Below are 22,909 nucleotides of genomic sequence, written 5' to 3'. Positions count from 1 at the left end.
TTCAGGACTTGATGAACTCGAGGATGTCTGCGTTGATGACGTCGGCGTTCGTGGTCGGGATGCCGTGCGGCCAGCCGGGGTAGGTCTTGAGCGTTCCGTTCGCGAGGATCTCGACGGCCCGCGGCGCGGTACTGCGGTACGGAACGATCTGGTCGTCGTCGCCTTGCATGACCAGGACGGGCACGCTGATCTTCTTCAGGTCGTCGGTGTAGTCCTCCTGGGCGAACGCGTCGACGCAGTCGTACTGAGCCTTCGCCGAGCCCATCATGCCCTGGCGCCACCAGTTCTGGATGACTGCCTCGGACGGTTCGGCTCCTGGCCGGTTGTACCCGTAGAACGGCCCAGCGGCCACCTCGCGGAAGAACTCCGACCGGTTCGCCGCGATGCCCTGCTTGAGACCAGCGAAGGCCTCGGGCGGCTGACCGTCAGGGTTCGCGTCGGTGAGCTGCTGCGACGGTACGACGGAGCTGATCAGCACGGCCTTCGCCACGCGTCCCTCGCCGTGCCGCCCGAGGTAGCGCACCACTTCGCCGCCGCCGGCCGAGTGACCGACGTGCACGGCGTCGTGAAGATCGAGGTGGGTCACGAGCGCCGCGAGGTCGTCGGCGTAGTGGTTCATGTCGTGGCCGTCGGAGACCTGGGCGGACCTTCCGTGTCCCCGGCGGTCGTGCGCGATGACCCGGAAGCCCTGGCCGAGGAAGAACAGCATCTGGTTGTCCCAGTCGTCGGCCGACAGCGGCCAGCCGTGACTGAAGACGATCGGGCGGCCCGATCCCCAGTCCTTGTAGAACAGCTCCACCCCGTCGGGGGTCGTGATCGTCGCCATGGTGTTCTCGCCTTCTCGTTCGACCTGGGCTGCGGGGAGTCGCTCCGGGGCGAGAGCGTGCACGCCACGGTCGACCGTAGGAGAGCGCAGTTGACAGCCAGTGGATTTGCAGTGAATCGCTGGCTGGAGCCTGACTCCAGCCTCTAGAGTTCGACTTGACCGAAGCGCGTGACGCCGGGTGCTGCGGAGGCCGGACCGTCGATGAGGGGGCCGGACATGACGGAGACGCTGATATCTCGAAGCGTCGACGCGCAGCCTGTCGGCGACGCCGGATCGCTGAGGCTCCAGGTCCTGGGTCCGCTGCGCGTCTGGCACGGCGGCGTCGAGGTCGACACCGGTCCACGCCAGCAGTCCTACTTGCTCGCACTGTTGCTGGCACGCGCCGGGAGACCGATCGGCGCCGGCGAACTGATCGACCTGATCTGGGGCGAGAACGAGCCGGCCAGCGCATTGAACGTGATCCACAAGTACGTCGGATCGCTCCGCCGTCTCCTCGAGCCCGCCCTGCGCCCTCGGCAACCGGGCACCTTCATCGCGCGAAGCACCAACGGATACCTCTGCACCGCCGGACCGGACGTCCTGGATCTCGCGTGCTTCCGGCAACTCGTCGGCACGGCCCGGGACCAGAACAGCGACGCCGCCGCGCTCGACCAGTACGCCGCCGCGCTGGAGTTGTGGAGCGGCCCGGCCGGAGAGGGCGTCGCTCAGAGTCCCTCTGCGCTCCCGATCTTCGCGGGTCTCGACGCCGAGTTCTTCGACGCCTGCGTCGAAGCGGCGGAGCTTGCGATCTCGCTGAACCAGCCCGACCGGGTGCTGTCGGCTCTCCACCTCGCCTCGACCATGGCTCCGCTGCACGAGCCGGTGCACGCTGCCCTGGTCCGCTCGCTGTGCGCCGCCGGCCAGCAGGCAGCGGCGCTGACGGCGTACGACGTGATCCGCCGCCGGCTCGCTGACGATCTCGGAATCGACCCCGGCGCGGCGTTGCGTTCCGCCCGGCGGTACGTGCTCGAGCAGACTCCTCCGTCTTCTCCCCGTCCCCTGCCGACCGGTCTCGTGGGCCGAACGGAGGAATTCGGCATCCTCCGCAGCGCCGTCGAGCCGGCGCTGGGGACCGGTACGGCTGTCGTCCTGCTCGAGGGCGAGCCCGGCATCGGCAAGACGCGTCTCCTCCAAGAGGTTGCCCGGCACGCCAAGGATCGGGCCGCGCGGGTGGTGTGGGGACATGGCCTGCAGGGTGGCGGCACTCCCACCATGTGGCCGTGGGTCGAGGTCGTCCGGACCCTCCTCGAGAGTCGGCCGGCGACTCGTCGCGCGAAGTGGCTCGCGGGCGACCTGAGCCGCCTCATCGGGTCTCGCGACGCCGGCGCAGCACCACCGGTGCCGGACGACAGCACCCGCTTCCGGCTGTTCGAGGAGGTCGTCGGGATCATCTCCGAGGCCACGTCCGAGCGCGCCTTGGTGATCGTCATCGATGACCTCCAGTGGGCTGACCCTGCCTCGTTACACCTGCTCGACCATGTCGTCACGCGACTGCCCGCCGGTACCGCCGTGGTTGCGGCGCTGCGTAACCGGGATCCGTCGCTCAGCCTCGAGCTGTCCCGGGTCCTTGCCGCTGCGAGCCGGCTTCCCGGCCACCGCCGGATCCTCGTCGGGCCGCTCGCCGAAGCAGGCGTTGCCGAACTGATCCGACGCGAGACGGGCGACCTGCCCGCTCCGGAGATCTCGCGTGCTGTGCATACGCGAACCGCCGGCAACCCGTTCTTCGCCCAAGAGGTGGCGCGGCTCCTCGCCGACGGCAGCGCTCTGACCGAGGAGTCGGTGGTGCGCAGTGGCGTCCCGCTGACCGTGCGAGACGTGGTTCGCGGCCGTATGGCCGCGCTGGATCCCGGCACTCAGGAGCTTCTGCAGGTGGCCGCGCTCGCCGGCCGGAGTGTCGAGGTGGCGCTGCTCGCACGGGTCGTGGCGACCGATGTGGCGAGTTGTCTCGAGCGGCTGGAGCCGGTCCGCGACCTCGGTCTCGCCGGTCCCGCCCCGGGAGATCCCTTCACGTACTGCTTCGCCCACGACCTCGTCCGCGAGGCGGTCTGTGAGTCCGTCCCGCCCGGACGGGCTGCGTCGCTGCATCGAGGTATCGCCGACGCGATCGAGGCCACCGGCCTGGGTGACGATTCACTCGCCGAGCGAGCGGCGTACCACCTCTGGGAGGCCGGTCCGCTCATCGACCCGGCGCGCACCGTCTCGGCCCTGCTCCGGGCCGGCGCGCTGGCCACCGCGAAGACCGCACTCCGGGATGCCGAGCGTCACCTCACCCGCGCCGTCGAGCGAGCCCGCGGTGCGGCCCTGCTCGAGGTCGAACTGGAGGCGCTGTCCCGCCTGATCGCGGTGGCCGGGATGCGATCCCTGTACCGCGCCGCGTCCGTCGACCTGCTGGAACGAGCGGAATCAGTGGCGAAGACGCTCGGCCAGGAGCGCCAGGCCGCGAGCTTCCTCTTCTCCAGGTGGGCCGCCCACGTACAAGGCCTCGAGTACGAACGCAGCGGCGTCCTGGCGGACCGCCTGCTGGAGCAGGGATCGACCTCCAGCGATCCGGTCGTCCGTGGCTATGGGGACGCCGCGTGGGGGATCCAGCAATGGCATCTCGGACACGTCGGAGCGTCGTACCGCCACCTGACTGCGACAGCGTCCCCCGGGCTACCTGACGATCACCACCCCGACCCGGTGTGGGACGGCCTCCGGCTGCTGATCGCAGCGACGCTGGCCGAGATCTCCGCGTACCACGGAAAGTCCGCTCGTGCCCGGGAGGCCTTGGACAGGCTCGTAACGGACGCCGGAGACGATGCCTATGCGACCGCCGTGGCGACGTGCATGGCTGCACGGACCGCCTCGGTTGTCGGCGACCCGGAGTGGGCGCTGCAGGTCGCGGACCGTGGAATCGCAGCGGATCCTCAGTTCTCGTTCGGCTTTATCGGCACCTACCACCGCCTGGCGCGATGCTGGGCGCTGGCGCTGACCGGTCGCGATCCTGGTGCAGCCGCGGACGCCGCGGAGCGGCTGATCGTGGCCAACCTGACGAATCCCGTCCGATCCTGCGTCTCCACTTGGTATGCGCTCCTCGCGGAGATGCGTCTGGCAGCAGGTACTCCGGACGCCGCTGCTGTTGCGCTCGACCAGGCCGACGGCTTCCGGGACCGCTACGGGCAGCGGTCGGCGGACGGTCTGCTTCTGCTCGTCCGGGCCCGGCTGGCGAAGGTGGTCGGCGACCCGGTCACCGCCGTACGCCTGGCCGGGCAGGCACGGTTTGTGGCTGGGCGACAGGAGGCATACCTGTTCGTGCAGCGCGCCGAGCTGCTCCTCGGCGACCTCAGCGGTTGAGAGCTAGCTGTCGAGTAGCCGGCGGGCGTGTTCGTGGACGGCGGCTCGGAGTTCGGGTGGGTCGAGGATTTCGAACGGCCAGTGGATGCGGATCACGCCGGATACGAGCGGTCCGAGGTCGTTGGCGGCGAAGCGGACCTCGCATGTGGTGGCGTCGACCGCATCGACCATGCCTTGGCTCGGTGGGATCAGCTTCTTGACCGTGTCTGCCGGGGCGTGAACGCGGACCCGGCCGACGATGTCCCACGGTGCCACTCCGGTGCCTTCGGCAACGAGCTCGACCGGGTCCGGCGGGTCCTCGAAGCGGTAGCGGGAGCCGGTCAGCTCCGGGTGGCTGATCCGGTCGACGCGGAAGGTTCTCCACGCCTGCCGGTCGCGGTCGCGGGCCACCAGGTACCAGCGTCGGCCGGTGTGGACGATCTGCAACGGTTCGACGCTGCGCTCGGACTCCGTTCCGTCGTGGGTGCGGTAGCCGAAGCGGATGCCTTCGGTATGGCGGCAACCGGCCGCGAGGGTGACCAGTACGCCGCCGTCGATCGCGGGCAGTTCGCCCTGTGGGAGTTGGGTGGTGTGGGCGCTGATCGCGTCGACCTGTTCGCGCAGGCGGACCGGTAGGACTTGGTGGAGCTTGGCCAGCGCGGAGATCGCGGCTTCCTCGACGCCCGACACCGTCGTGGTCGTCGCGACCCGCAGACCGACCGCGATCGCTACCGCCTCAGCGTCTTCCAGCAGTAGCGGCGGGAGGCGGCCGCCCGGTCCGAGCCGGTAGCCGCCGCCGATCCCGGCCGCCGCGTCGATCGGGTAGCCGAGCGACCGCAGCCGCGCGACGTCGCGCCGTACGGTCCGCGGCGTGATCTCGAGTCTGGCGGCCAACTCGGCGCCGTCCCACTGCGGCCGCGAGTGCAGCAACGACAACAGACGCAGGAGCCGGGTTGCGGTGTCCATCGGCACCATTCTGCAACCTGCGGACCGATCCTGTCCGCAGGTCACCCTACGGTGAGGACATGACGACGCTTTCGCAGAACCTTCTGGACCTGTCGGACTTCGCGTGGCAGCGCCTACGGCACCGGGTGGAGGGCCTCACTGACGAGGAGTATTTCTGGGAGCCGTTCGACGGCTGCTGGACGGTGCGGAAGACCGCGGAGGGGTACGTCACCGACGCGTCGCGAATCCCGCCCGCGCCGGCGCCGTTCACCACCCTCGCGTGGCGGATCACGCACATCGTCGACATTCTGCAAGAGGACCGGACCGCGACCTGGTTCGGGCACCAGCCGCTCGCGGAGGACGGGCAGCCGCCCACGCCCGGGTCAGCGGCGGACGCACTGGCTGCGCTCGATCACGCGTACGCCGTCTGGCGCCGGCGGCTCGCGGAGGTCAGTCCCGAGGAGCTCAGCCGGCCGATGGGTGAGCCCGCGGGCGCGTACGCCGACCACGACGGCGCATCGTTCGCGCTGCACATCCTCGACGAGCTGATCCACCACGGCGCCGAGGTCGGGACGGTTCGCGACTTCTACCAGGGTCTCCGCGCGGAGGACCCGTTCACCGGTGAAGTCACCCCGGCGGAGCGTCCCGCACTGCTCGCCGAGGCAGCCGCGGCCCAGAAGTGGGAGCTGATCGAGCAACTCGCCGATCGCGGCTTCGATGTCAACGCACGGACGTCGGGCGGCATGACAGCCGCCCATCTGGCCGCCGCGACGGGCAGGCTCGACATTCTGCGCCTGCTGATCGATCGCGGCGCCGACCTGTCCGTGAAGGACACGCAGTTCGACGCCGACGTGGCCGGTTGGGCCGCATGGGCAGAGCAGACAGCGGTCACCGACTACCTGTCGGCACGGACGCGCGATGCCTGACTCGGCCCGGACAGGGCGAAGGGCCCGTCTCCTGCGACGGGCCCTTCGGTGACTCACTCGAGGCAGATCCGGAACGGATGGCCCGCGGGGTCGGCGTAGATCCGCCAGCCGCGCGCGTTCTCCGCCGGTGGTGGGTCCAGCGGGTCGAGGGGCTCGGCCCCGAGCGCGACCACGGTCGCGTGACCACTGGAGAGGTCCTCGACGATCAGGTCGAGGTGAAGGTCCTGCGCTTCGGTGCCGGGCCACGTGGCCGGCACGTACTCCTCCGAGCGCCGGAAGGCCAGCGACGAGAAGCCCAACGAGGACCCGGGGCCGGTCAGGCTCCGCCAGTCGTCGTCACCGTTCTCGTCGATGTCCAGGCCCAGCAGCGCCGAGTAGAACTGGGCGAGCTCGAGTGGGTCCGGGCAGTCCAGCACCACCGAGCCGAGCCGCCCGGCAGTAGTGCCCGGCTGCTCTGCCACCTGCGTCATCTGTCCTCCACATTCTGTTTCATCAACCTGCTCCTGGTCCGGGGCAGATAGGGGCAAGGCCCACTTGTCGGAAGGCCCGGCCGCCTACGATGACAGGTCCCGGGGACACTTCGCACCTTTCGACACGCAATCTCGCGTGCTGATCCGGTCGCTGACAGTGACAATAACTACTGAACCACCGGTACGGTGGTAGCTCGTCGGCGCTCGCCGAGCTTGCGGATCTTGGCCCGCGTGCCGCAGTCCTCCATCGCGCACCAGCGCCGCGAGCCGTTCCGGCTGCGGTCCAGGAACAACCAGCCGCAGCCTCCGTCGGCGACCGGGCAGGCCTTCAACTGCCGCAGGTCGACCGTGCGGACCAGTTCGACCGCCGCGACCACCAGGCGGTCCGGGATCAGCTGCGCCGGCGACGTACCGACGACCAGCCCGGCGATTCCGCGCTCGCGGCTGAAGTCCGGGATCAGCATCGACCGCGCGGCCGCCGCCGACCAGCGCAACATCAAGCGCTCGAAGGCAGAACCCTCGCTGTGCTGCACGCCCTCAGGCGCGACCCCCGAGCCGGGCGCCCGCGGCGCGAACACGTCGTACGCCGCCTCGCGGATCTCGAGGGTCGCGTTCAGCGCCTTCGTGGCCAGTTCGGGCATCGACCGCCAGGTGCCCTCGACCGAGCTGTAGTCACGCAGGTCGATCAGCCCGGCGCGGCGCGCCCAGGCGACCAGGTCGGCGGGCGACGTGAGGTAGTCGCGCTCCGGCACACCGCCTCGCAGCCGCGGAGTGACCGTGTTCACCAGGTCGAGGACGGGGTGACCGCCCACTATCCGGAAATCCCCGTGAAAACTGTCGGACATGGATGAGAAGCTACCACTGTCCGACTTCTCACCGGAATCAGGTGGCCCATGCAGCTCTCGTCCCGCCGAGCCAACGCCGCACTGGTGTTCCTCGGCGTTTCGACGTTCTCCTTCGTGACGATCGAGGTGCTCCCGATCGGTCTGCTGACCGTGATCGCCGGCGATCTCCAGCGCTCCCGCTCACAGGTCGGTCTCCTCGTCACCGGATACGCCGCCGTCGTCGTGCTCGCCTCGCTCCCGCTGGCCCGGCTGACCCAGCGTCTCCCCCGGCGCCTCGTGCTGTCCGGCACGCTCGGGGTCCTCACCGTCGCCACCGCGCTGTCCGCAGCCGCCCCGTCGTACGAACTGCTCTTCGCCGCGCGGCTGGCGGTTGCCCTGTCCCAGGCGCTGTTCTGGTCGATCGCGCCGCCGATCGCGACCAGCCTGTTCCCGCCAGAGTTCCGCGGGCGGGTGGTGGCGCGGCTCGCCATCGGCACCGCGCTCGCGCCGATCCTCGGCATCCCGCTCGGCACCTGGCTCGGTGAGCAGGCGGGCTGGCGGGTTCCGTTCCTGGTGATGACCGTGCTCGGGGCGGCCGCCTGCGCGGGGACCGCCGTGCTGCTGCCGCGGACCGAGGTCCAGGACAGTCCGTCGCGCCGGGGCAGCTCCCCCGATCTCCGGCGGTACGTCGTCCTGCTGATCACGTCGGCGGTCGGCGTGACCGGGTTCCTCACGTTCAACACCTACGTCACGCCGTTCCTGCTGGACATCAGCAAGTTCTCGTCCGACGCGCTCGGCCCGATGCTGCTCGCGAGTGGCGCGGGCGGCCTGGCCGGGACGTTGATCGTCGGGCGGGTGCTCGATCGGTACCCGTGGGGCGCGACGGTCGTTCCGCTGGGGCTGATCACGGTCGGCCTGTTCGGGCTGTTCGCGCTGGGCCAACTGAAGGTTGTGACGGTCGTGCTGATCGGACTCATCGGCCTCGCGTTCAGCGGCCTCGCGGTCGCCACCCAGAGCAGGACATTGCAGGTGGCCCCGGGCAGCACCGACCTGGCGTCGGCCGGGACGAGCTCGGCGTTCAACGTCGGGATCGCGGCCGGCGCGTTCGTCGGCGGCGCACTGATCGACCACACAAGCGTGCGCGCGGTAGCACTCGTCGGTGCCCTGCTCACCGCGGCTGCCGCACTCGTGATGCTGAGCGAGCCCCTGGTGGCCCGACGCCGCTCCGGCGTGCCAGAGTCGGAGCATGACCTTTGTGAAGACCCGGCCTGACGCACCCAGCGGGTTCTTCGAGGTCGAGGCTGCGGGGCTGCGGTGGCTCGCGGTACCGGGCGGAGTACCGGTGGCCGAGCCACTCGACGTCTCCCCCACCCAGCTGACGACAGCCAGGCTGGAGTACGCGCCTGCGACAGCGGCGGCTGCAGAGGAGTTCGGGCGGCGGCTGGCTGTCACGCATGACGCCGGCGCTCGCTACTTCGGCGTACCGCCTGACGGTTGGGACGGCGACGGCTACATCGGCACTCTGCCGTTGCCGCATGCTCAGGAGCCCACAGACTCGTGGGGCGCCTTCTACGCAAGCCTGCGGATCCGGCCGTACTTGCTACCCGGCCTGGAACGCCTCTGTGAGCGGCTGGAAGCGGGGATGTACGACGACCCGTCTGAACGACCTGCCCGGATCCACGGCGACCTGTGGTCCGGCAACGTGCTCTGGACACCGCAGGGCGTGCACTTGATCGACCCTGCCGCACACGGCGGCCACCGGGAGACTGACCTGGCGATGCTGGCGCTCTTCGGTCTCCCGCACCTTGAGCGTGTGCTGCGGGCGTACAACGAGGTGCACCCGCTGCTGGTCCACGCGGAACTGTTCGGTGGCGGGTACGTGTCTCAGGCGCTCAACGTCGCCCGGCGATATTGAAGCCTCTTGACGTAACCAGCCCGGCCGCGAACACTTTCGATCATGATTCCGCAGCCCACGGCGCAGCAGGCGCTTCCTGACCAGACCTTCACGCTGCAGCCCGACGCCACCATCGGCGCCGACTCCGCGACCCGTACGATCGCCGACCGGCTCGCCGAACAGCTCCGGCGCTCAACCGGGTTCGCACTCCCGGTGCAGGACGGCGCCGGCACGATCACGCTGTCCGCTGACGGCAACCAGCAGGGCGAGGCGTACGAGCTCCGCGTGGCTGCGGACGGCGTGACGATCACGGCCGGGACCGCCGAGGGCGTGTTCCGTGGCGTCACCACGCTGCGCCAGCTCCTGCCCGCGAAGGCCGAGGCCGCGACGCAACAGGACGGCCCGTGGGACGTCGCCGGTACGACGATCTCCGACGCCCCGCGGTACGGGTACCGCGGCGTCATGCTCGACGTGACGCGGCACTTCTTCACCGTCGACCAGGTCAAGCACTTCATCGACCTCGTGTCGCTGTACAAGCTCAACCGCCTGCACCTGCACCTGTCCGACGACCAGGGCTGGCGGATCCAGGTGGACTCCTGGCCGCGGCTCACGGAGTACGGCGGAAGCCTGCAGGTGGGCGGTGGCGCGGGCGGCTACTACACGAAGGCGGAGTACGCCGACCTCGTCCAGTACGCCGCTGAGCACTACATCACCGTCGTACCGGAGATCGACACCCCGGGCCACACCAACGCGGCGCTGGCGTCGTACGCCGAGCTGAACAAGGGCGACCAGGCGCCTGACCTGTACACCGAGACCGAGGTCGGCTTCAGCTCGTTCGCGATCGACAAGGACGTGACGTACGAGTTCCTCGACGACGTGTTCCGGGAGGTGGCCGAGCAGACGCCCGGTGAGGTCCTGCACCTCGGCGGCGACGAGGCCCACTCGACACCGCATTCGGAGTACCTCGACTTCGTGCCCAAGGCCGCCGAGCTCGTCGTGAAGCACGGCAAGCGGGTGATGGGCTGGCACGAGATCGCCGACGCACCGCTGCCCGCCGGCACGGTCGTTCAGTACTGGGGCACCGAGGACGCGAAGGCCCAGGTGCTGGCGCAGAAGGCGGTGGAGCAGGGCGCGACGCTGGTGCTCTCCCCCGCCAACCGCGCGTACCTGGACATGAAGTACGACGCAGAGACGCCGCTCGGGCTCGACTGGGCGGGGCTGGTGAGCGTCGAGCAGTCCTACACCTGGAACCCGGCTACGCTGATTCCGGACGTGCCCGCCGCTGCGATCGACGGCGTCGAGGCGCCGCTGTGGACCGAGACGCTCGACGACCTCGCCAAGGTGGAGTTCATGGTGTTCCCGCGGCTGCCCGGGATCGCCGAGCTCGGGTGGTCCGCGGAGGACGCGCTCGACTGGACCGCGTACAAGGACCGGCTGGCCGAGCAGGCGCCGCGCTGGGAGGTCCTGGGGGTCAACTTCTACCGGGCGCCGGAGATTGACTGGCGTTAACGGCTGAGGACCTGGTCGAACAGCCACGCGGTGGTCGGGTCCACGTCCTGCTCGGCGACCGTGTGCTGCGTGGCGTCCGCGTCGTGGGCGTCACGCACCTCCAGCCGGTACACGTACCGGTCCGGCTGGGGCCGGCCCGAGCCGAGGTCCTTCGTGGCCAGCGCGCGGGCCGCCGCCTCGAGCCGGTCGGCGTCCGGATGATCGGTCGTGTCGAGCTCGCCTTGTTTGGTCAGGCCCGCGAAACCGCCGGTCCGGGTCACCGTCAGGATCATTTCCGTCTCCTTGCTGTTGCGCCTCGTGCAACTGTCCACAGCCGCGCGACACGCCGGGAAATTCGATCAGGATCATGCGCCCATCACCCGGCGTACCGATCAATTGTCTTTCGTTGCCAATCTCCCGTACCCTCCCGCGCCCGCGAAACAGCAGGTAGGCGCCGGATTTCCGGTTCCGGGCAAGGCCTCGCACAGCCCGAATCGACCGCGTACGGAGAGTAGCGGTTGACGACAATCAGCGACACGTGTTTGTGGTCACCCCTACCATCGCGGCGCAGAACGGCTACAGTTATGGCGTTGCAGTTTTGGACTCCCTGACTTTGCTGTGCTGCATGGCCGGTCTGTCGTCTGGGGCCTTTCGGCGACGCGTGGTCCATGAGGTGTGGGCCACGGATTGTTAATAGCCATCGAGGAGATAGACAAATGGCTGTCGGTACTGTCAAGTGGTTCAACGCTGACAAGGGCTTCGGCTTCATCACCCCGGATGACGGTGGCGCGGACGTGTTCGCGCACTACTCCGCCATCCAGATGTCGGGCTTCCGCTCGCTGGACGAGAACCAGCGCGTCGAGTTCGAGATCACCCAGGGCCAGAAGGGCCTGCAGGCGGAGAACATCCGCGCGATCTGATCGCCCTTCCAGCACACCACGAAGGGGCCGTACACCGACCGGCGTGCGGCCCCTTCGTCATGCCCGGCTCAGTTTGGTCATGCTCGGCGCAAACGTGGGATCAGGTCGGTGGCGACGGTCTCCAGGACGTCCTCGGAGCCGCCGTACACGCCTTCGGCTCGGGGCCAGTGGGTGATCAGGTCGGTGAAGCCCAGGGCTGCGGCCCGGCCGGCGATGTCTTCGAAGGCTGCGGGGCTGGAGAGGGCGTAGAGCGCGTTGTCGATCGACAGGTAGCGGTCCAGGTGGCGGCCTTCGAGGCGGTCGTCGAGGCGGCGGCTCAGGTCGGCGAGCGACGCGAACCAGGTGTCGAGCGTGGTCTTGTCTCCCCCGGTCGTCATCCAGCCGTCCCCGTGCTCGGCGGCGAACCGCAGCGAGCGTGGGCCGTTGCCGGCGAGGACGAGCGGTACTCGCGGTTGCTGCACGCAACCAGGTAACGTGCGGCCGTTGCGGGTCTCGAAGTACTCGCCCTTGAAGTCCACGCCGTCGGTCGTCAGCAGGATGTCGAGCAGCTTCACGAACTCTTCGTACCGGTCCTGCCGCTGGCGCGGAGTCAGGTCCGGGCCGCCCTGGATCGTCGCGTCCAGGCTGCCGCCGGCGCCGATCCCGCAGACGAAGCGGCCGTTGGAGACGTCGTCGATCGCGAGGATGTCCCGGGTCAGTGCGAGTGGGTGGCGGAAGTTCGGCGAGGTGACGAACGTACCGAGCTTGATCCTCGACGTCACGGTCGCGGCCGCCGTCAGCGTCGGCGTCGTCCCGTACCACGGTGAGTCCTGGAGGCCGCCCCAGGTCAGATGGTCGTACGTCCACGCATGATCGAACCCGTACTCCTCAGCCCGCCGCCACCGCGGCGCGGCGTCGCGCCACCGGTACTCCGGCAGAATCGCAATCCCGAAACGCATGCCGGAACCTTACGCGTAAGAACTTGCGCAGCAGTACGTGGCCTAAGCTGGAGCCGGAAAAGGAGGTAGGCATGGCCGCACCCGCACCCGAGTACCCGTTCGACCCGCTGATCGACCTCGACGGTCTGTGGACGGTCGAGCTGGCACAGCGCTACCTGCCCATCGAAGGTATGCCGCCGGCGCGGTACGAGGCTGCGGAGGGAAGACTCAGAATGAGCCCACGGGAGGGCAGTGCAAACAGCTGGGCCGCGGCCGAGCTTGTCGCGCTGCTCCGGTCGCCGGCGCGAGTTGCAGGACACGCGTTGTACACCGCGCTGAACGTCCGCACCGGACTCAGCGGCTGGATCGAGCCTGATCTCGTGCTGCTGCATCAGCCGGTGCGCCAGCAGACCTGGATCGAGGCCGAGCAGGTGCTGTGCCCGATCGAGATCATCTCGCCGTCATCGTTCCATCGCGATCGCATCGACAAGCCTGCCGTCTGCGCAGCTCTGGGCATCCCGTACTACATGCACGTCGAGATCCGCCCTAACGACGTTTTGATCGAGCTGCTCCGGCTCACCGGCGGCGAGTATGTTCTGCAGGCACAGGCGCGCTCCGGACAGACCTTCGCGGCCGATGAGCCGTTCAGCTTCTCGTTCGACCCGGCGGAACTTCTCGAACCCCGCTGAGTCAGCTGGGTGTCGCGAACGTCGCGAGCGAGCTGGTGCCGATGCTGCCCAGCCAGACCCTGCCGTCTCGCTCGCGGACGCCGGTGGGCATGTGGAAGTCCGGGTGTTTGGCGCGTAGGTCGTGGACGAGGTCGCCGTTCTCGTCGTACGCCTGGATCTCGATGATGTCGGCGGCCTTCGGCTTGAGGGCGTCCGGCAGCGACCAGACGACCTTGCGGAAGACCGGATGCTTCGGCAGCAGCAGGTCGAGTACGGCGTTGCGCGGCGAGCCGACCGCGACCCAGATCAGCCCGTCCGAGCCGCGGGCGATGTTGTCGGGCAGCCCGGGGATCGTGGCGATCTGCACCGGCTCGGCGCCGTCTGTCGTCAGGTCGAGCTTGTACAGGCCGTACGTCGCGGTCTCGGCCCAGAACAGCGCCGTCCGGTCGCTGCTCAGTGCGACGCCGTTCGGGAAGGCGCGTCCGGTGGCCAGCCGGGTCACCTCGCCGTCGGGCGTACGGCGGTACACGCTGCCGGTCGCGGAGTGTTCGAGCAGGTCGGCCATCCACTCGTCGATGCCGAACCGGGTGGAGGAGTCGGTGAAGTAGATCGTGCCGTCCTCGGTGACGTCGGCGTTGTTGCAGAACCGCATCGGCCGGCCGTCGATCTCGGACAGCAGCGTCGCGATCCGGTGATCGGCGCCACGACGTGGGTCCAGGGTCAGCAGGCCGCGGTTCGCGTCGCAGATCAGCACCTTGCCGTCGGGCAGCCACTCCAGGCCGAGGGGACGGCCGCCGGTGTCGGCCAGCGTGCTGATCGTCTTCCCGTCGGCGGAGACGCGCAGGATGCGGCCGTCGTACAGACCGGTGAGCACGCTGCCGTCGTCGTCGATCAACGTGTCCTCGGGGCCGGCGCCCGGCAGCGCGACCAGCTCGACGTCGACGTTCTTCGGATGCCGCACCGGCGACGCGGGCGGCGGAGTCCAGCGGACCGGGGCGATCGACGACTTCATGACCAGACCCTAGCGCGCTGCACCGGCCCGGCCACAAACGGCCACCGAACGGCGACAGCCCGGCCGACGTGACCGGGCTGTAGCTGTCGTGCGTGCTAGTAGATGACCTCGCCACGAGCGCGTCGCGCCCGAAGCTTCTCGAGGGCCTCGTCCAGGATCTCCTGGGCCTCCTGTTCGGAGCGGCGCTCCTTCACATAGGCCAGGTGGGTCTTGTAGGGCTCGATCTTCGGCGGCGGAGGCGGGTTGTTCACATCGGTGCTGGTCGGCAGACCGCACCGTGGACAGTCCCACTCCTCCGGGATGGCCGCCTCGACCGCGAACCAGGTCGCGGTCTCGTGCCCGTTCGCACAGAAGAACACGATGCGCTGCCGGGGCGCGGTGTCGCCGCGCTCGGCCTCGCCCATCGGCCCGGCACCGACCCGGCTGCCACGAATCGCACTGCCACCACCAGCCACGGGAACCTACTCCCCTCAGCCGAGCTTGTAGAGCAGGCCGAGCGCGACGATGGCGGCGAACCAGATCAGACCGACACCGATGGTGATCCGGTCCAGGTTCCGCTCGGCGACCGACGAGCCGCCGAGGCTGGACGACACCCCGCCACCGAAGAGGTCCGACAGGCCGCCACCGCGGCCCTTGTGCAGCAGCACCAGCAGCGTCAGGAAGAGGCTGCAGACGATCACGACGATCGAGAAAGCGAGTTTCACGAGGAGTAGCCTAACTGAAGGTCCAGGTAACGGCAGATGCCGGCGAACTCCTCCACCTGAAGGCTCGCACCTCCGACCAGGCAGCCGTCGACATCCGGTTGGGCCATGATGCCACCTGCACTGGCCATCTTCACCGATCCGCCGTAAAGAATCCGTACCGAGTCGGCGACCGAGGGTGAAATCGTCTCCTCGATCCGGCCCCGGATCGCGGCGATCACCTCCTGCGCGTCCTCCGGAGTCGCCACCTCGCCGGTGCCGATCGCCCAGACCGGCTCGTACGCGATCACGAGCTTGCGGACGTCGTCCGGCTTCAGACCTGCCAGCCCCGCGTCGATCTGACCCAGGCAGTGCGCGACGTGACCGTCGGCCTTCCGGATCTCCAGGCCCTCGCCGACACACATGATCGGGGTCAGGCCGGCCTCGAGCGCCTTCGCCGTCTTGGCGTTGACGATCTCGTCGGTCTCGTTGTGGTACTGCCGGCGCTCCGAGTGCCCGGTCAGCACGTAGGTGCAGCCGAGCTTGGTGAGCATCGACGCCGAGATCTCGCCGGTGTACGCCCCGGAGTCCTTCGTGGACACGTCCTGGGCGCCGTACTTGATCTTCATCCGGTCACCGTCGACCAGCGTCTGCACGCTGCGGATGTCAGTGAACGGCGGCAGCACCGCCACCTCGACCCGGTCGAAGTCGTGCTTCTTGTCCTGCAGCGTCCAGCTCAGCTTCTGCAGCAGGTGCACGGCCTCGACATGGTTGAGGTTCATCTTCCAGTTGCCCGCCATCAACGGCGTACGGGCAGCTGTGGGGTCGGCCATCGGTGTCAGTCCTCTTCCAGTACGGCGAGACCCGGGAGCTCCTTGCCCTCCAGGTATTCGAGCGACGCGCCACCACCGGTGGAGATGTGGCCGAACGCGTCGTCGGCGAAGCCTAGCTGCCGGACGGCGGCCGCGGAGTCACCGCCACCGACGACACTCAGGCCGTCCACCTCGGTCAACGCCTGCGCGACGGCCTTGGTTCCGCCGGCGAACGCCGCCATCTCGAAGACGCCCATCGGACCGTTCCAGAACACGGTCTTCGCCTGCGCGACCTCGGCCGCGAAAGCCTTGCCCGACTCCGGGCCGATGTCCAGGCCGAGCTGGTCGGCCGGGATCGCGTCGGCCGCGACCACGGTCGCCGGGGAGTCGGCCTTGAACTCGGGAGCGACCACGATGTCGGTCGGCAGCACGATCTTGTCGCCGGCCTCCTTCAGGTAGCCGCGGACGACGTCCAGCTGGTCTTCCTCGAGCAGGCTCTTGCCGACCTCGTGGCCCTGCGCCTTCAGGAACGTGAAGACCATGCCGCCGCCGATCAGCAGCTTGTCGGCCTTGGCGAGCAGGTTGTCGATCACCGCGAGCTTGTCCGACACCTTCGCGCCGCCGAGGACGACGACGTACGGCCGGGCCGGGTCCTCGGTGAGCTTCTTCAGTACGTCGACCTCGGCGAGCACCAGGCCGCCGGCGGCGTGCGGGAGCTTGCGCGCCACGTCGTACACGCTGGCCTGCTTGCGGTGCACGACACCGAAGCCGTCGCTGACGAAAACGTCCGCGAGCGCGGCGAGCTCGTCGGCCAGAGCGGCCCGCTCGTCCTCGTCCTTGCTCTCCTCGCGCGGGTCGTAGCGCACGTTCTCCAGCAGCAGAACCTCGCCCTCATCCAGGTCCTGGACGGCGGACTGCGCCGCGTCACCGGTGACGTCGGTGGCGAAGTGCACCGTGATGCCCTCGGGCTGCAGCAGCTCGCCGAGCCGCTTGGCCACCGGCGCCAGGGTGAACTGCGGGTTCGGCGTGCCCTTCGGCCGGCCGAGGTGCGCGGTGACGATCACCTTCGCGCCGGCCTTGGCCAGCTTCACCAGCGTGGGCAGCGAGGCGCGGATCCGGCCGTCGTCGCCGATCACCTCGTTCTTGATCGGCACGTTCAGGTCGGACCGGACCAGCACCCGCTGGCCGGCCAGGTCGCCGAGATCTTCGATGGTCTTCACAGTTCAGTTTCCTCGGTCAGTTTCCTCGGTCAGCTTCCTCGGGTGAACGAGCTTGCGCCCGGAGACGACACCAGCTCTCCGGACGCAAGCAGGGAATGCGTCAGAGCGAGGCGCCGACGTGGTTGACCAGGTCGACGAGGCGGTTCGAGTAGCCCCACTCGTTGTCGTACCAGCCGACGACCTTGACCTGGTTGCCGATCACCTTGGTCAGGCCCGAGTCGAAGATGCAGGACGCCGGGTCGGTGACGATGTCGGTGGAGACGATCTCGTCGTCGGTGTAGGTCAGGTAGCCCTTCAGCGGACCCTCGGCGGCGGCCTTGTAGGCCTCCTTGACCTCGTCGACGGTGACCTCGCGGCCGACGGTGACGGTCAGGTCGGTGGCCGAACCGGTCGGGACCGGGACGCGCAGCGCGTAGCCGTCCAGCTTGCCCTTCAGCTCCGGCAGCACCAGGCCGATCGCCTTCGCGGCGCCGGTGGAGGTCGGGACGATGTTCAGGGCGGCGGCGCGGGCGCGACGCAGGTCCTTGTGCGGGCCGTCCTGCAGGTTCTGGTCCTGGGTGTACGCGTGGATCGTGGTCATCAGACCCTTTTCGATCGTGAACGCGTCGTGCAGGACCTTGGCCAGCGGGGCCAGGCAGTTCGTGGTGCAGGACGCGTTCGAGATCACGGTGTGCTTCTCGGCGTCGTACAGGTCGTGGTTCACGCCCATCACCACGGTCAGGTCCTCGTTCTTCGCCGGGGCGGAGATGATGACCTTCTTGGCGCCGTTGTCGGCGTGCGTCTTGGCCTTGGTGGCGTCGGTGAAGAAACCGGTGGACTCGATCACGACGTCGGCGCCGACGTCGGACCACTTGAGGTTGGCGGGGTCGCGCTCGGCGAACGCCTTGAAGCTCTTGCCGGCGACGGTGATGTCGTCGTCGGTGGCGGAGACCTCGCCGGGGAAGCGGCCCAGGATCGAGTCGTACTTCAGCAGGTGAGCGAGGGTCTGGTTGTCGGTCAAGTCGTTGACGGCGACGACCTCGATGTCGGCACCGGACGCCTGCGCGGCGCGGAAGAAGTTACGGCCGATCCGGCCGAAGCCGTTGATACCTACGCGTACGGTCACGGGACTACGTCTCCTCAAACTAGCTGTCGAGCACTGCCGCTACAGCCCGAACACTAGCCCAACAGCCCACTCGATCAACTGGTAGCGTCCAGATAAGACCACCGCCACTTTCCGACGGCTTCAGACCAGACCACTGACTGGTACGCCAAGCGGCGATTTCCAGAACGTCCCTCCGGAAACCGCCGCTCGCACTGCCGGCCACGCGCCGTTCACCGACCGGGCGCACCAGGTTCGTCTCAGGCCGACGCCCGCAGGCTGGTGCCTCAGCCGAGACCGAGAGCAGGCTTCGCCCCGGTCCGTGCTCCGGCCGAACCCTCTTTCGAGCCGGCAGCCGACTGCTCCGGTGCGCTGACACTTCCCAGCGGCGCCTGCCCGCTGTTCAACAGCTTCTGCGCGAAGGCCACGTCGCCCGCATGCCCGACACCCAGGGCGCCCTGCACGGCCTGCAGCCGTCCGGGCGCCTCGGCCTGAAACCCGTCGTCCGGCCAGTTGGGCGCTGCCTGCTCCGGATCCGCGACCATACTACTCTTCTTCGCGGCCTCCTCGGCCGCTCGCTGACGAGCAGCTTCCTTCTCCGCCTCGATCCTCAGCAGCTCTGCGGTCCTGCGCTGCTCCAGCTCTTGAAGAGCCCGTGCTTCGTCCGCTGCGTCACCCATCGCTTGTCCTCACATGTTCGTCGAATGGCAACCCCCGTGAGGGAATCCAACCAACGGGGCAAGCGCGCTGTGGGCCGGAGAAGGTAACGATTCGGTCAGGCTGGGTCGAGCATTTCGGGGGTGAGGTTGGCTTCGGTGTTGGGGATGCCGAGGTCGGAGGCTCGTTTGTCGGCCATCGCGAGCAGGCGGCGGATGCGGCCGGCGACGGCGTCCTTGGTGAGGGCCGGTTCGTGCAGCTGGCCGAGCTCTTCGAGGCTGGCCTGCTTGTGTTCGAGGCGGAGTTTGCCCGCCACCTGCAGGTGGTCGGGTACATCGTCGCCGAGGATCTCGAGGGCGCGTTCGACCCGGGCGCCGGCGGCGACCGCGGCGCGGGCGGAGCGGCGCAGGTTGGCGTCGTCGAAGTTCGCGAGCCGGTTCGCGGTGGCGCGGACCTCGCGGCGCATCCGGCGCTCCTCCCACGCGAGCACCGACTCGTGCGCACCGAGCCGGGTCAGCAGCGCGCCGATCGCGTCACCGTCGCGGATCACCACGCGGTCGACGTTGCGTACCTCGCGCGCCTTCGAACCGATCCCGAGCCGCCGGGCCGCACCGACCAGCGCCAGCGCCGCCTCCGGACCGGGGCACGTCACCTCGAGCGACGAGGACCGCCCCGGTTCGGTCAGCGAACCGTGCGCGAGGAACGCACCTCGCCAGGCCGCCACCGCGTCACAGGACGCACCCGACACGACCGCCGGCGGCAGGCCGCGCACCGGACGACCACGGTTGTCCACGAGACCGGTCTGGCGCGCGAGCGCGTCACCGTCGCGGACCACGCGGACGACGTACTTCGTCTGCTTGCGAATGCCCGACGGGGAGATCACCACGACGTCCGACGGGTGACCGAAGATCTCGGCGATGTCCTTGCGCAGCCGCCGCGCCGCGGCACCACTGTCCAGCTCGGCCTCCACGACGATCCGCCCCGACACCAGGTGCAGCCCGCCGGCGAACCGCAGGATCGACGAGACCTCGGCCTTGCGGCAACACGGTTTCGTCACCTGAATACTGGTCAGCTCGGACTTCACCTGTGCTGTCATCGCCATAGAAAGCATCCTCCCACCCATGTCAAAGACCCTCGGGCCGGCCTTCGGCTCTGCGCTCCCCTCCGCCAGGGGCCGGATGGAGTGTCATCAGACCAACGGACTGTGATCGCCGCGGTTACGTTGCAACCTTTCGTGTGGGTGGCCGCATTACCTCCCCGACATCGTGAGAGGGCCTGAGAGGAGGGGCATGAAGGCACCGGACGAATCCGAGTTCACCGAGTTCGCCGCGTCGGCGATCCGCCGGCTGCGGCGTACGGCGTACCTGATGTGCGGCGACTGGCACCGGGCCGAGGACGCTGCCCAGGACGCGCTGGTGAAGGTGTACCGGCGCTGGCACCGGATCGACCGCACCCAAGGTCTGAACTCCTACGCGCACAAGTGCCTCGTCACTTCCGTCCTCGAACAGTCCCGCCGCCCGTGGCGCCGCGAACGCCTCGTGGATGCCGAGGACCCGGTCGCAGCACTCCCCGATCCCGGCGGCGCGGTCGACGACCGCCTGCTCGTCGTACAGGCGCTGGCTGCGCTCCCGCCGAGCCAACGCGCGTGCGTCGTGCTCCGTCATTACGCCGACCTCAGCCTCGAACAGACCGCGGACATCCTCGGCATCGGGACCGGCGGCGTGAAGAGCCAGACGTCGCGCGGTCTGACCCGGCTGCGCGAACTTCTCGACCAGACCGAAAGGAGCGCCTCATGAACAGCGACATCGAACGCCTGTTGGCCGCGGCCGCCGACGACACCGACCATCCGTTGAGTACGGACGTCGACGAACTGCTGATCCGCGCCCGGCGCTCGGTTCGGAAGACGCGCATCGCGACGGTCTCGACCGCTGTGCTCACCACCGCCGTCATCATCGCCGGCGCCGCCACCTGGTCCGCGGCCCGCCACGAGAGCACCGGTCCGGCGAACGGCCCGACGGTGACGATCGACCCGAAGACCGGCACCATCACCGGCGACGAAACCGGCCGGGCGGTCCTGCCGCCACCACCGGTCAGCCAACTCAGCGACGCGAACCTGCGCGACCAGTGCAAGCCGGCCGACCAGGAGTACCTCGACTTCCTCCGCGAGCGCGTCGCGAACTCCGACGACAAGGGCGTGCCGCTCGGACCGGCCTGGAAACTCGAGGTCAAGGCCGGCACAGGTACCCGTGTGCAGGCGCTGTTCCTGTCGCCCGACCGGTCCATCGTCAGCACCTGCACGCTGACAGGTGTCGGCCAGGCGCAGTCGTACGGCCGGATCAGCACCGAAGGCATGAAGAACTCGGAAGGCTCGATCGTTGGCACCCGGGTCCCGCCACGTGTCCGCGAAGTGCTCGTCGACCTCGACGGCGAAACGCAGCCGCGGCAAGCGCTCCTCGGAGCGGACGGGTTCTACACGCTCGGCTTGGACGCGCAGAATAAGAACGTCCGTCGGGTTCGCGGGTACGACGCGGACGGCCGCAAGGTCTACGAGTACACGCAGCCGACACTCCCGACTGCGGCGACCGCAAGGCCGTCCCTGCCGTCGAACGTCACGGTCAAGACGGCCGAGCCGATCACGCCGGACGCTGTGATGACAAAGGATCCGCTCACCGGGAAGGCACTGGTGCCGGCGCCGCCGGTCAGCCCGTTGACCGACGACCAGGTCCGTACCCGATGCGCCGAGGTGGACGCGATCTACTTCGGCAAGGGCCATCAGCCCGATCCGGTCATCGATGCCGCCGGGCCGGTCGACAAGAACTGGGCGGTCGCACTCAAGACCGGCACCGGCAACAAGCTGACCGCGGTACTGATCTCGCCGGATCGCAGGGTCTACGCGTGGTGCCACATGCTCGGCGTCACCGCGAAGGGCGCCTACGACTACACGCGTGGCGCCGTCCAGGCGGACGGGAAGTTCGCGGAGACGTTCGACTTCGGCATGGTGCCGGACGGCGTCGCGCAGCTCGTCGTCGATCTGCCGAAGCAAGGCCCGACCCGAGCGCTGATCTCCAACGGCTTCTACATCTGGGGGCTGACCGGTGGGAACTCGGACATCCAGAAGGTCCGGGTGCGCGGGTACGACGCACACGGCAAGCAGATCTACGACATCAGGAAGGACGTCGACGCCGACTTCGACTGACTAGCTGAAGATCTCGCGGTAGATCTTGGCGAGTTTGTCGGGGGCGTGGTGCAGGTCGCGGTCGTCGTCGGCGATGTCGGCGATCACGAGCTCGGCTCCGAGGGACTCCGCGGTGCGGCGGAGGGACTCGGGGTCGGGCACGTGACCGACGTCGGCGAGCACGACGTCGATGCGCAGATCCGGGGCGTGGCCGGCCAGCACCTCCAGGTGCGTCTCGGGTGAGAACCCGTCGGTCTCCCCCTTCTGCTCCCCCAGGTTCAGCGTCAGGAGCCGGCGGGCGCTGGTCTGCTCCAGGCCGCGGCACAGCTCCGGCACCAGCAGGTTGGGGATCACGGACGTGAACCACGACCCCGGTCCGACCACGACCCAGTCCGCTTCCGCGATCGCGACGAGGGCCTCGGGACAAGCCGGCGGGTCGGCGGGATCGAGCGCGACGTCGACCACATGGCCCTCCGTCGACGCGACCTCGGCCTGACCGCGGATCTCGGTGATCGCGTCCGGACGCGCCGGATCCAGCCCGAGGACCCGCGCGGTGATGTCCAGCGGTACGGCGGACATCGGCAGCACCCGGCCCTGCGCACCGAGCAGCCGGGCGACCCAGTCGAGCCCGTCGACCGCTTCGCCGAGCAGCTCCCACAGCGCCACGATCAACAGGTTGCCGACCGCGTGGTCGTGCAGTTCACCGTTGCTGCGGAACCGATGCTGCAGTACGTCGGCCCACGTCCGGCCCCACTCGTCGTCGCGGCACAACGCCGCCAGCGCCATCCGCAGGTCCCCCGGAGGCAGTACGCCGAGCTCCTTGCGCAGCCGCCCGGACGAGCCGCCGTTGTCGGCGACCGTGACGACCGCGGTCAGCTGGTCGGTGACATGCCGCAACGCGGACAGGGACGCGGCCAGACCGTGTCCCCCACCCAACGCGACGACGCGTGGAGCCACCCGGGGGCCCGGGGGTCGCCCCCCTGACAACGCACCAGAGTGCCCCTGCCCGCGCTGTCCGCGGGCAGGCCTGTCCCAGTCGCTCT

General features: G+C 69.0%; 24 protein-coding genes. 9 read left to right on the top strand and 15 right to left on the bottom strand.

The genetic code is table 11. The annotated features are described in order from the left end of the window. Position 1: 1 nt before the first annotated feature. The gene (locus FB475_RS29780; protein ID WP_141860569.1) at positions 2 to 826 is read right to left on the bottom strand and encodes an alpha/beta fold hydrolase; all 825 of its coding nucleotides are present in this window, start codon (positions 824 to 826) and stop codon (positions 2 to 4) included. A 216-nt stretch (positions 827 to 1,042) separates the two neighbouring features. Between FB475_RS29780 and FB475_RS29775 the strand changes: the two genes are divergently transcribed. Next, complete coding sequence (locus FB475_RS29775; RefSeq protein WP_141860567.1) at positions 1,043 to 4,198, top strand: ATP-binding protein; 3,156 nt, start codon at positions 1,043 to 1,045, stop codon at positions 4,196 to 4,198. 3 nt (positions 4,199 to 4,201) lie between these two features. Here FB475_RS29775 and FB475_RS29770 read toward each other — a convergent pair whose 3' ends face one another. Further along, positions 4,202 to 5,143, bottom strand: a complete 942-nt coding sequence (locus FB475_RS29770; RefSeq protein WP_141860565.1) for a helix-turn-helix transcriptional regulator — start codon at positions 5,141 to 5,143, stop codon at positions 4,202 to 4,204. 59 nt (positions 5,144 to 5,202) lie between these two features. On the opposite strand from FB475_RS29770, the gene FB475_RS29765 reads away from it, so the two are divergent. Further along, a complete protein-coding gene (locus tag FB475_RS29765; RefSeq protein ID WP_141860563.1) occupies positions 5,203 to 6,048 on the top strand; it encodes a DinB family protein in 846 nt (281 codons plus the stop codon). Between the two features lie 53 nt (positions 6,049 to 6,101). On the opposite strand, the gene FB475_RS29760 is transcribed toward FB475_RS29765, so the two are convergent. Beyond that, positions 6,102 to 6,518: a VOC family protein gene (locus FB475_RS29760; RefSeq protein ID WP_141860562.1), complete on the bottom strand. Its 417-nt coding sequence runs from the start codon at positions 6,516 to 6,518 to the stop codon at positions 6,102 to 6,104. A 167-nt stretch (positions 6,519 to 6,685) separates the two neighbouring features. Then, positions 6,686 to 7,363 carry a CGNR zinc finger domain-containing protein gene (locus FB475_RS29755; protein ID WP_141860560.1) on the bottom strand — a complete coding sequence of 226 codons (678 nt, stop codon included), beginning with the start codon at positions 7,361 to 7,363 and terminating at the stop codon, positions 6,686 to 6,688. A gap of 48 nt (positions 7,364 to 7,411) precedes the next feature. On the opposite strand from FB475_RS29755, the gene FB475_RS29750 reads away from it, so the two are divergent. Genes FB475_RS29750 through FB475_RS29740 form a run of 3 tightly spaced genes read left to right on the top strand, consistent with a single transcriptional unit; the run spans position 7,412 to position 10,745 of the window. Beyond that, complete coding sequence (locus FB475_RS29750; protein ID WP_141860558.1) at positions 7,412 to 8,614, top strand: MFS transporter; 1,203 nt, start codon at positions 7,412 to 7,414, stop codon at positions 8,612 to 8,614. Beyond that, positions 8,589 to 9,257, top strand: a complete 669-nt coding sequence (locus FB475_RS29745) for a fructosamine kinase family protein (RefSeq protein ID WP_141860556.1) — start codon at positions 8,589 to 8,591, stop codon at positions 9,255 to 9,257. Before FB475_RS29750 ends, FB475_RS29745 begins: the two co-directional genes overlap by 26 nt. Positions 9,258 to 9,299: 42 nt before the next feature. Further along, positions 9,300 to 10,745, top strand: coding sequence for a beta-N-acetylhexosaminidase (locus tag FB475_RS29740; protein WP_141860554.1), 1,446 nt, complete (start codon positions 9,300 to 9,302; stop codon positions 10,743 to 10,745). On the opposite strand, the gene FB475_RS29735 is transcribed toward FB475_RS29740, so the two are convergent. Then, entirely contained in the window at positions 10,742 to 11,017 is a 276-nt protein-coding gene (locus FB475_RS29735) for a protealysin inhibitor emfourin (RefSeq protein WP_141860552.1), read from the bottom strand. The genes FB475_RS29740 and FB475_RS29735 overlap by 4 nt on opposite strands. Before the next feature lie 423 nt (positions 11,018 to 11,440). On the opposite strand from FB475_RS29735, the gene FB475_RS29730 reads away from it, so the two are divergent. Continuing rightward, entirely contained in the window at positions 11,441 to 11,644 is a 204-nt protein-coding gene (locus FB475_RS29730) for a cold-shock protein (protein ID WP_134100749.1), read from the top strand. A 77-nt stretch (positions 11,645 to 11,721) separates the two neighbouring features. Here FB475_RS29730 and FB475_RS29725 read toward each other — a convergent pair whose 3' ends face one another. Next, on the bottom strand, positions 11,722 to 12,582 hold the full coding sequence (locus FB475_RS29725; protein WP_141860550.1) for an LLM class flavin-dependent oxidoreductase: 861 nt from the start codon (positions 12,580 to 12,582) through the stop codon (positions 11,722 to 11,724). Between the two features lie 71 nt (positions 12,583 to 12,653). On the opposite strand from FB475_RS29725, the gene FB475_RS29720 reads away from it, so the two are divergent. After that, on the top strand, positions 12,654 to 13,250 hold the full coding sequence (locus tag FB475_RS29720) for a Uma2 family endonuclease (protein ID WP_141860549.1): 597 nt from the start codon (positions 12,654 to 12,656) through the stop codon (positions 13,248 to 13,250). A 1-nt stretch (position 13,251) separates the two neighbouring features. On the opposite strand, the gene FB475_RS29715 is transcribed toward FB475_RS29720, so the two are convergent. From FB475_RS29715 to whiA, 8 genes are all read right to left on the bottom strand, one after another. Further along, positions 13,252 to 14,241 (bottom strand): SMP-30/gluconolactonase/LRE family protein, encoded by a 990-nt coding sequence (locus tag FB475_RS29715; protein ID WP_141860547.1) that lies wholly within the window; start codon positions 14,239 to 14,241, stop codon positions 13,252 to 13,254. A gap of 95 nt (positions 14,242 to 14,336) precedes the next feature. Beyond that, positions 14,337 to 14,696, bottom strand: a complete 360-nt coding sequence (locus FB475_RS29710; RefSeq protein WP_141860545.1) for an RNA polymerase-binding protein RbpA — start codon at positions 14,694 to 14,696, stop codon at positions 14,337 to 14,339. 15 nt (positions 14,697 to 14,711) lie between these two features. Next, positions 14,712 to 14,945 (bottom strand): preprotein translocase subunit SecG, encoded by a 234-nt coding sequence (gene secG / locus FB475_RS29705; protein ID WP_141860543.1) that lies wholly within the window; start codon positions 14,943 to 14,945, stop codon positions 14,712 to 14,714. Next, entirely contained in the window at positions 14,942 to 15,754 is an 813-nt protein-coding gene (tpiA, locus tag FB475_RS29700) for a triose-phosphate isomerase (protein WP_141860541.1), read from the bottom strand. The genes secG and tpiA overlap by 4 nt, the downstream gene beginning before the upstream one ends. Positions 15,755 to 15,759: 5 nt before the next feature. Then, positions 15,760 to 16,953 (bottom strand): phosphoglycerate kinase, encoded by a 1,194-nt coding sequence (locus FB475_RS29695; protein WP_141860539.1) that lies wholly within the window; start codon positions 16,951 to 16,953, stop codon positions 15,760 to 15,762. A gap of 100 nt (positions 16,954 to 17,053) precedes the next feature. Continuing rightward, on the bottom strand, positions 17,054 to 18,058 hold the full coding sequence (gene gap / locus FB475_RS29690; protein ID WP_141860537.1) for a type I glyceraldehyde-3-phosphate dehydrogenase: 1,005 nt from the start codon (positions 18,056 to 18,058) through the stop codon (positions 17,054 to 17,056). A gap of 263 nt (positions 18,059 to 18,321) precedes the next feature. Further along, on the bottom strand, positions 18,322 to 18,714 hold the full coding sequence (locus FB475_RS29685; protein ID WP_141860536.1) for a hypothetical protein: 393 nt from the start codon (positions 18,712 to 18,714) through the stop codon (positions 18,322 to 18,324). A gap of 95 nt (positions 18,715 to 18,809) precedes the next feature. Beyond that, positions 18,810 to 19,793, bottom strand: a complete 984-nt coding sequence (gene whiA, locus FB475_RS29680; protein ID WP_141860534.1) for a DNA-binding protein WhiA — start codon at positions 19,791 to 19,793, stop codon at positions 18,810 to 18,812. A gap of 187 nt (positions 19,794 to 19,980) precedes the next feature. Between whiA and FB475_RS29675 the strand changes: the two genes are divergently transcribed. Beyond that, a complete protein-coding gene (locus FB475_RS29675; protein WP_141860532.1) occupies positions 19,981 to 20,487 on the top strand; it encodes a SigE family RNA polymerase sigma factor in 507 nt (168 codons plus the stop codon). Next, a complete protein-coding gene (locus FB475_RS29670) occupies positions 20,484 to 21,887 on the top strand; it encodes a hypothetical protein (protein WP_141860531.1) in 1,404 nt (467 codons plus the stop codon). The genes FB475_RS29675 and FB475_RS29670 overlap by 4 nt, the downstream gene beginning before the upstream one ends. Here the strand turns inward: FB475_RS29670 and FB475_RS29665 are convergent, their stop codons facing one another. After that, complete coding sequence (locus FB475_RS29665) at positions 21,888 to 22,823, bottom strand: gluconeogenesis factor YvcK family protein (protein ID WP_141860529.1); 936 nt, start codon at positions 22,821 to 22,823, stop codon at positions 21,888 to 21,890. Positions 22,824 to 22,909 lie beyond the last annotated feature (86 nt).

The organism is Kribbella jejuensis, from assembly GCF_006715085.1.
In the GTDB taxonomy this organism is placed as follows: domain Bacteria; phylum Actinomycetota; class Actinomycetes; order Propionibacteriales; family Kribbellaceae; genus Kribbella; species Kribbella jejuensis.
Note: the sequence above shows the minus strand (reverse complement) of the source record. Positions and strands in the feature narration are given on the sequence as shown.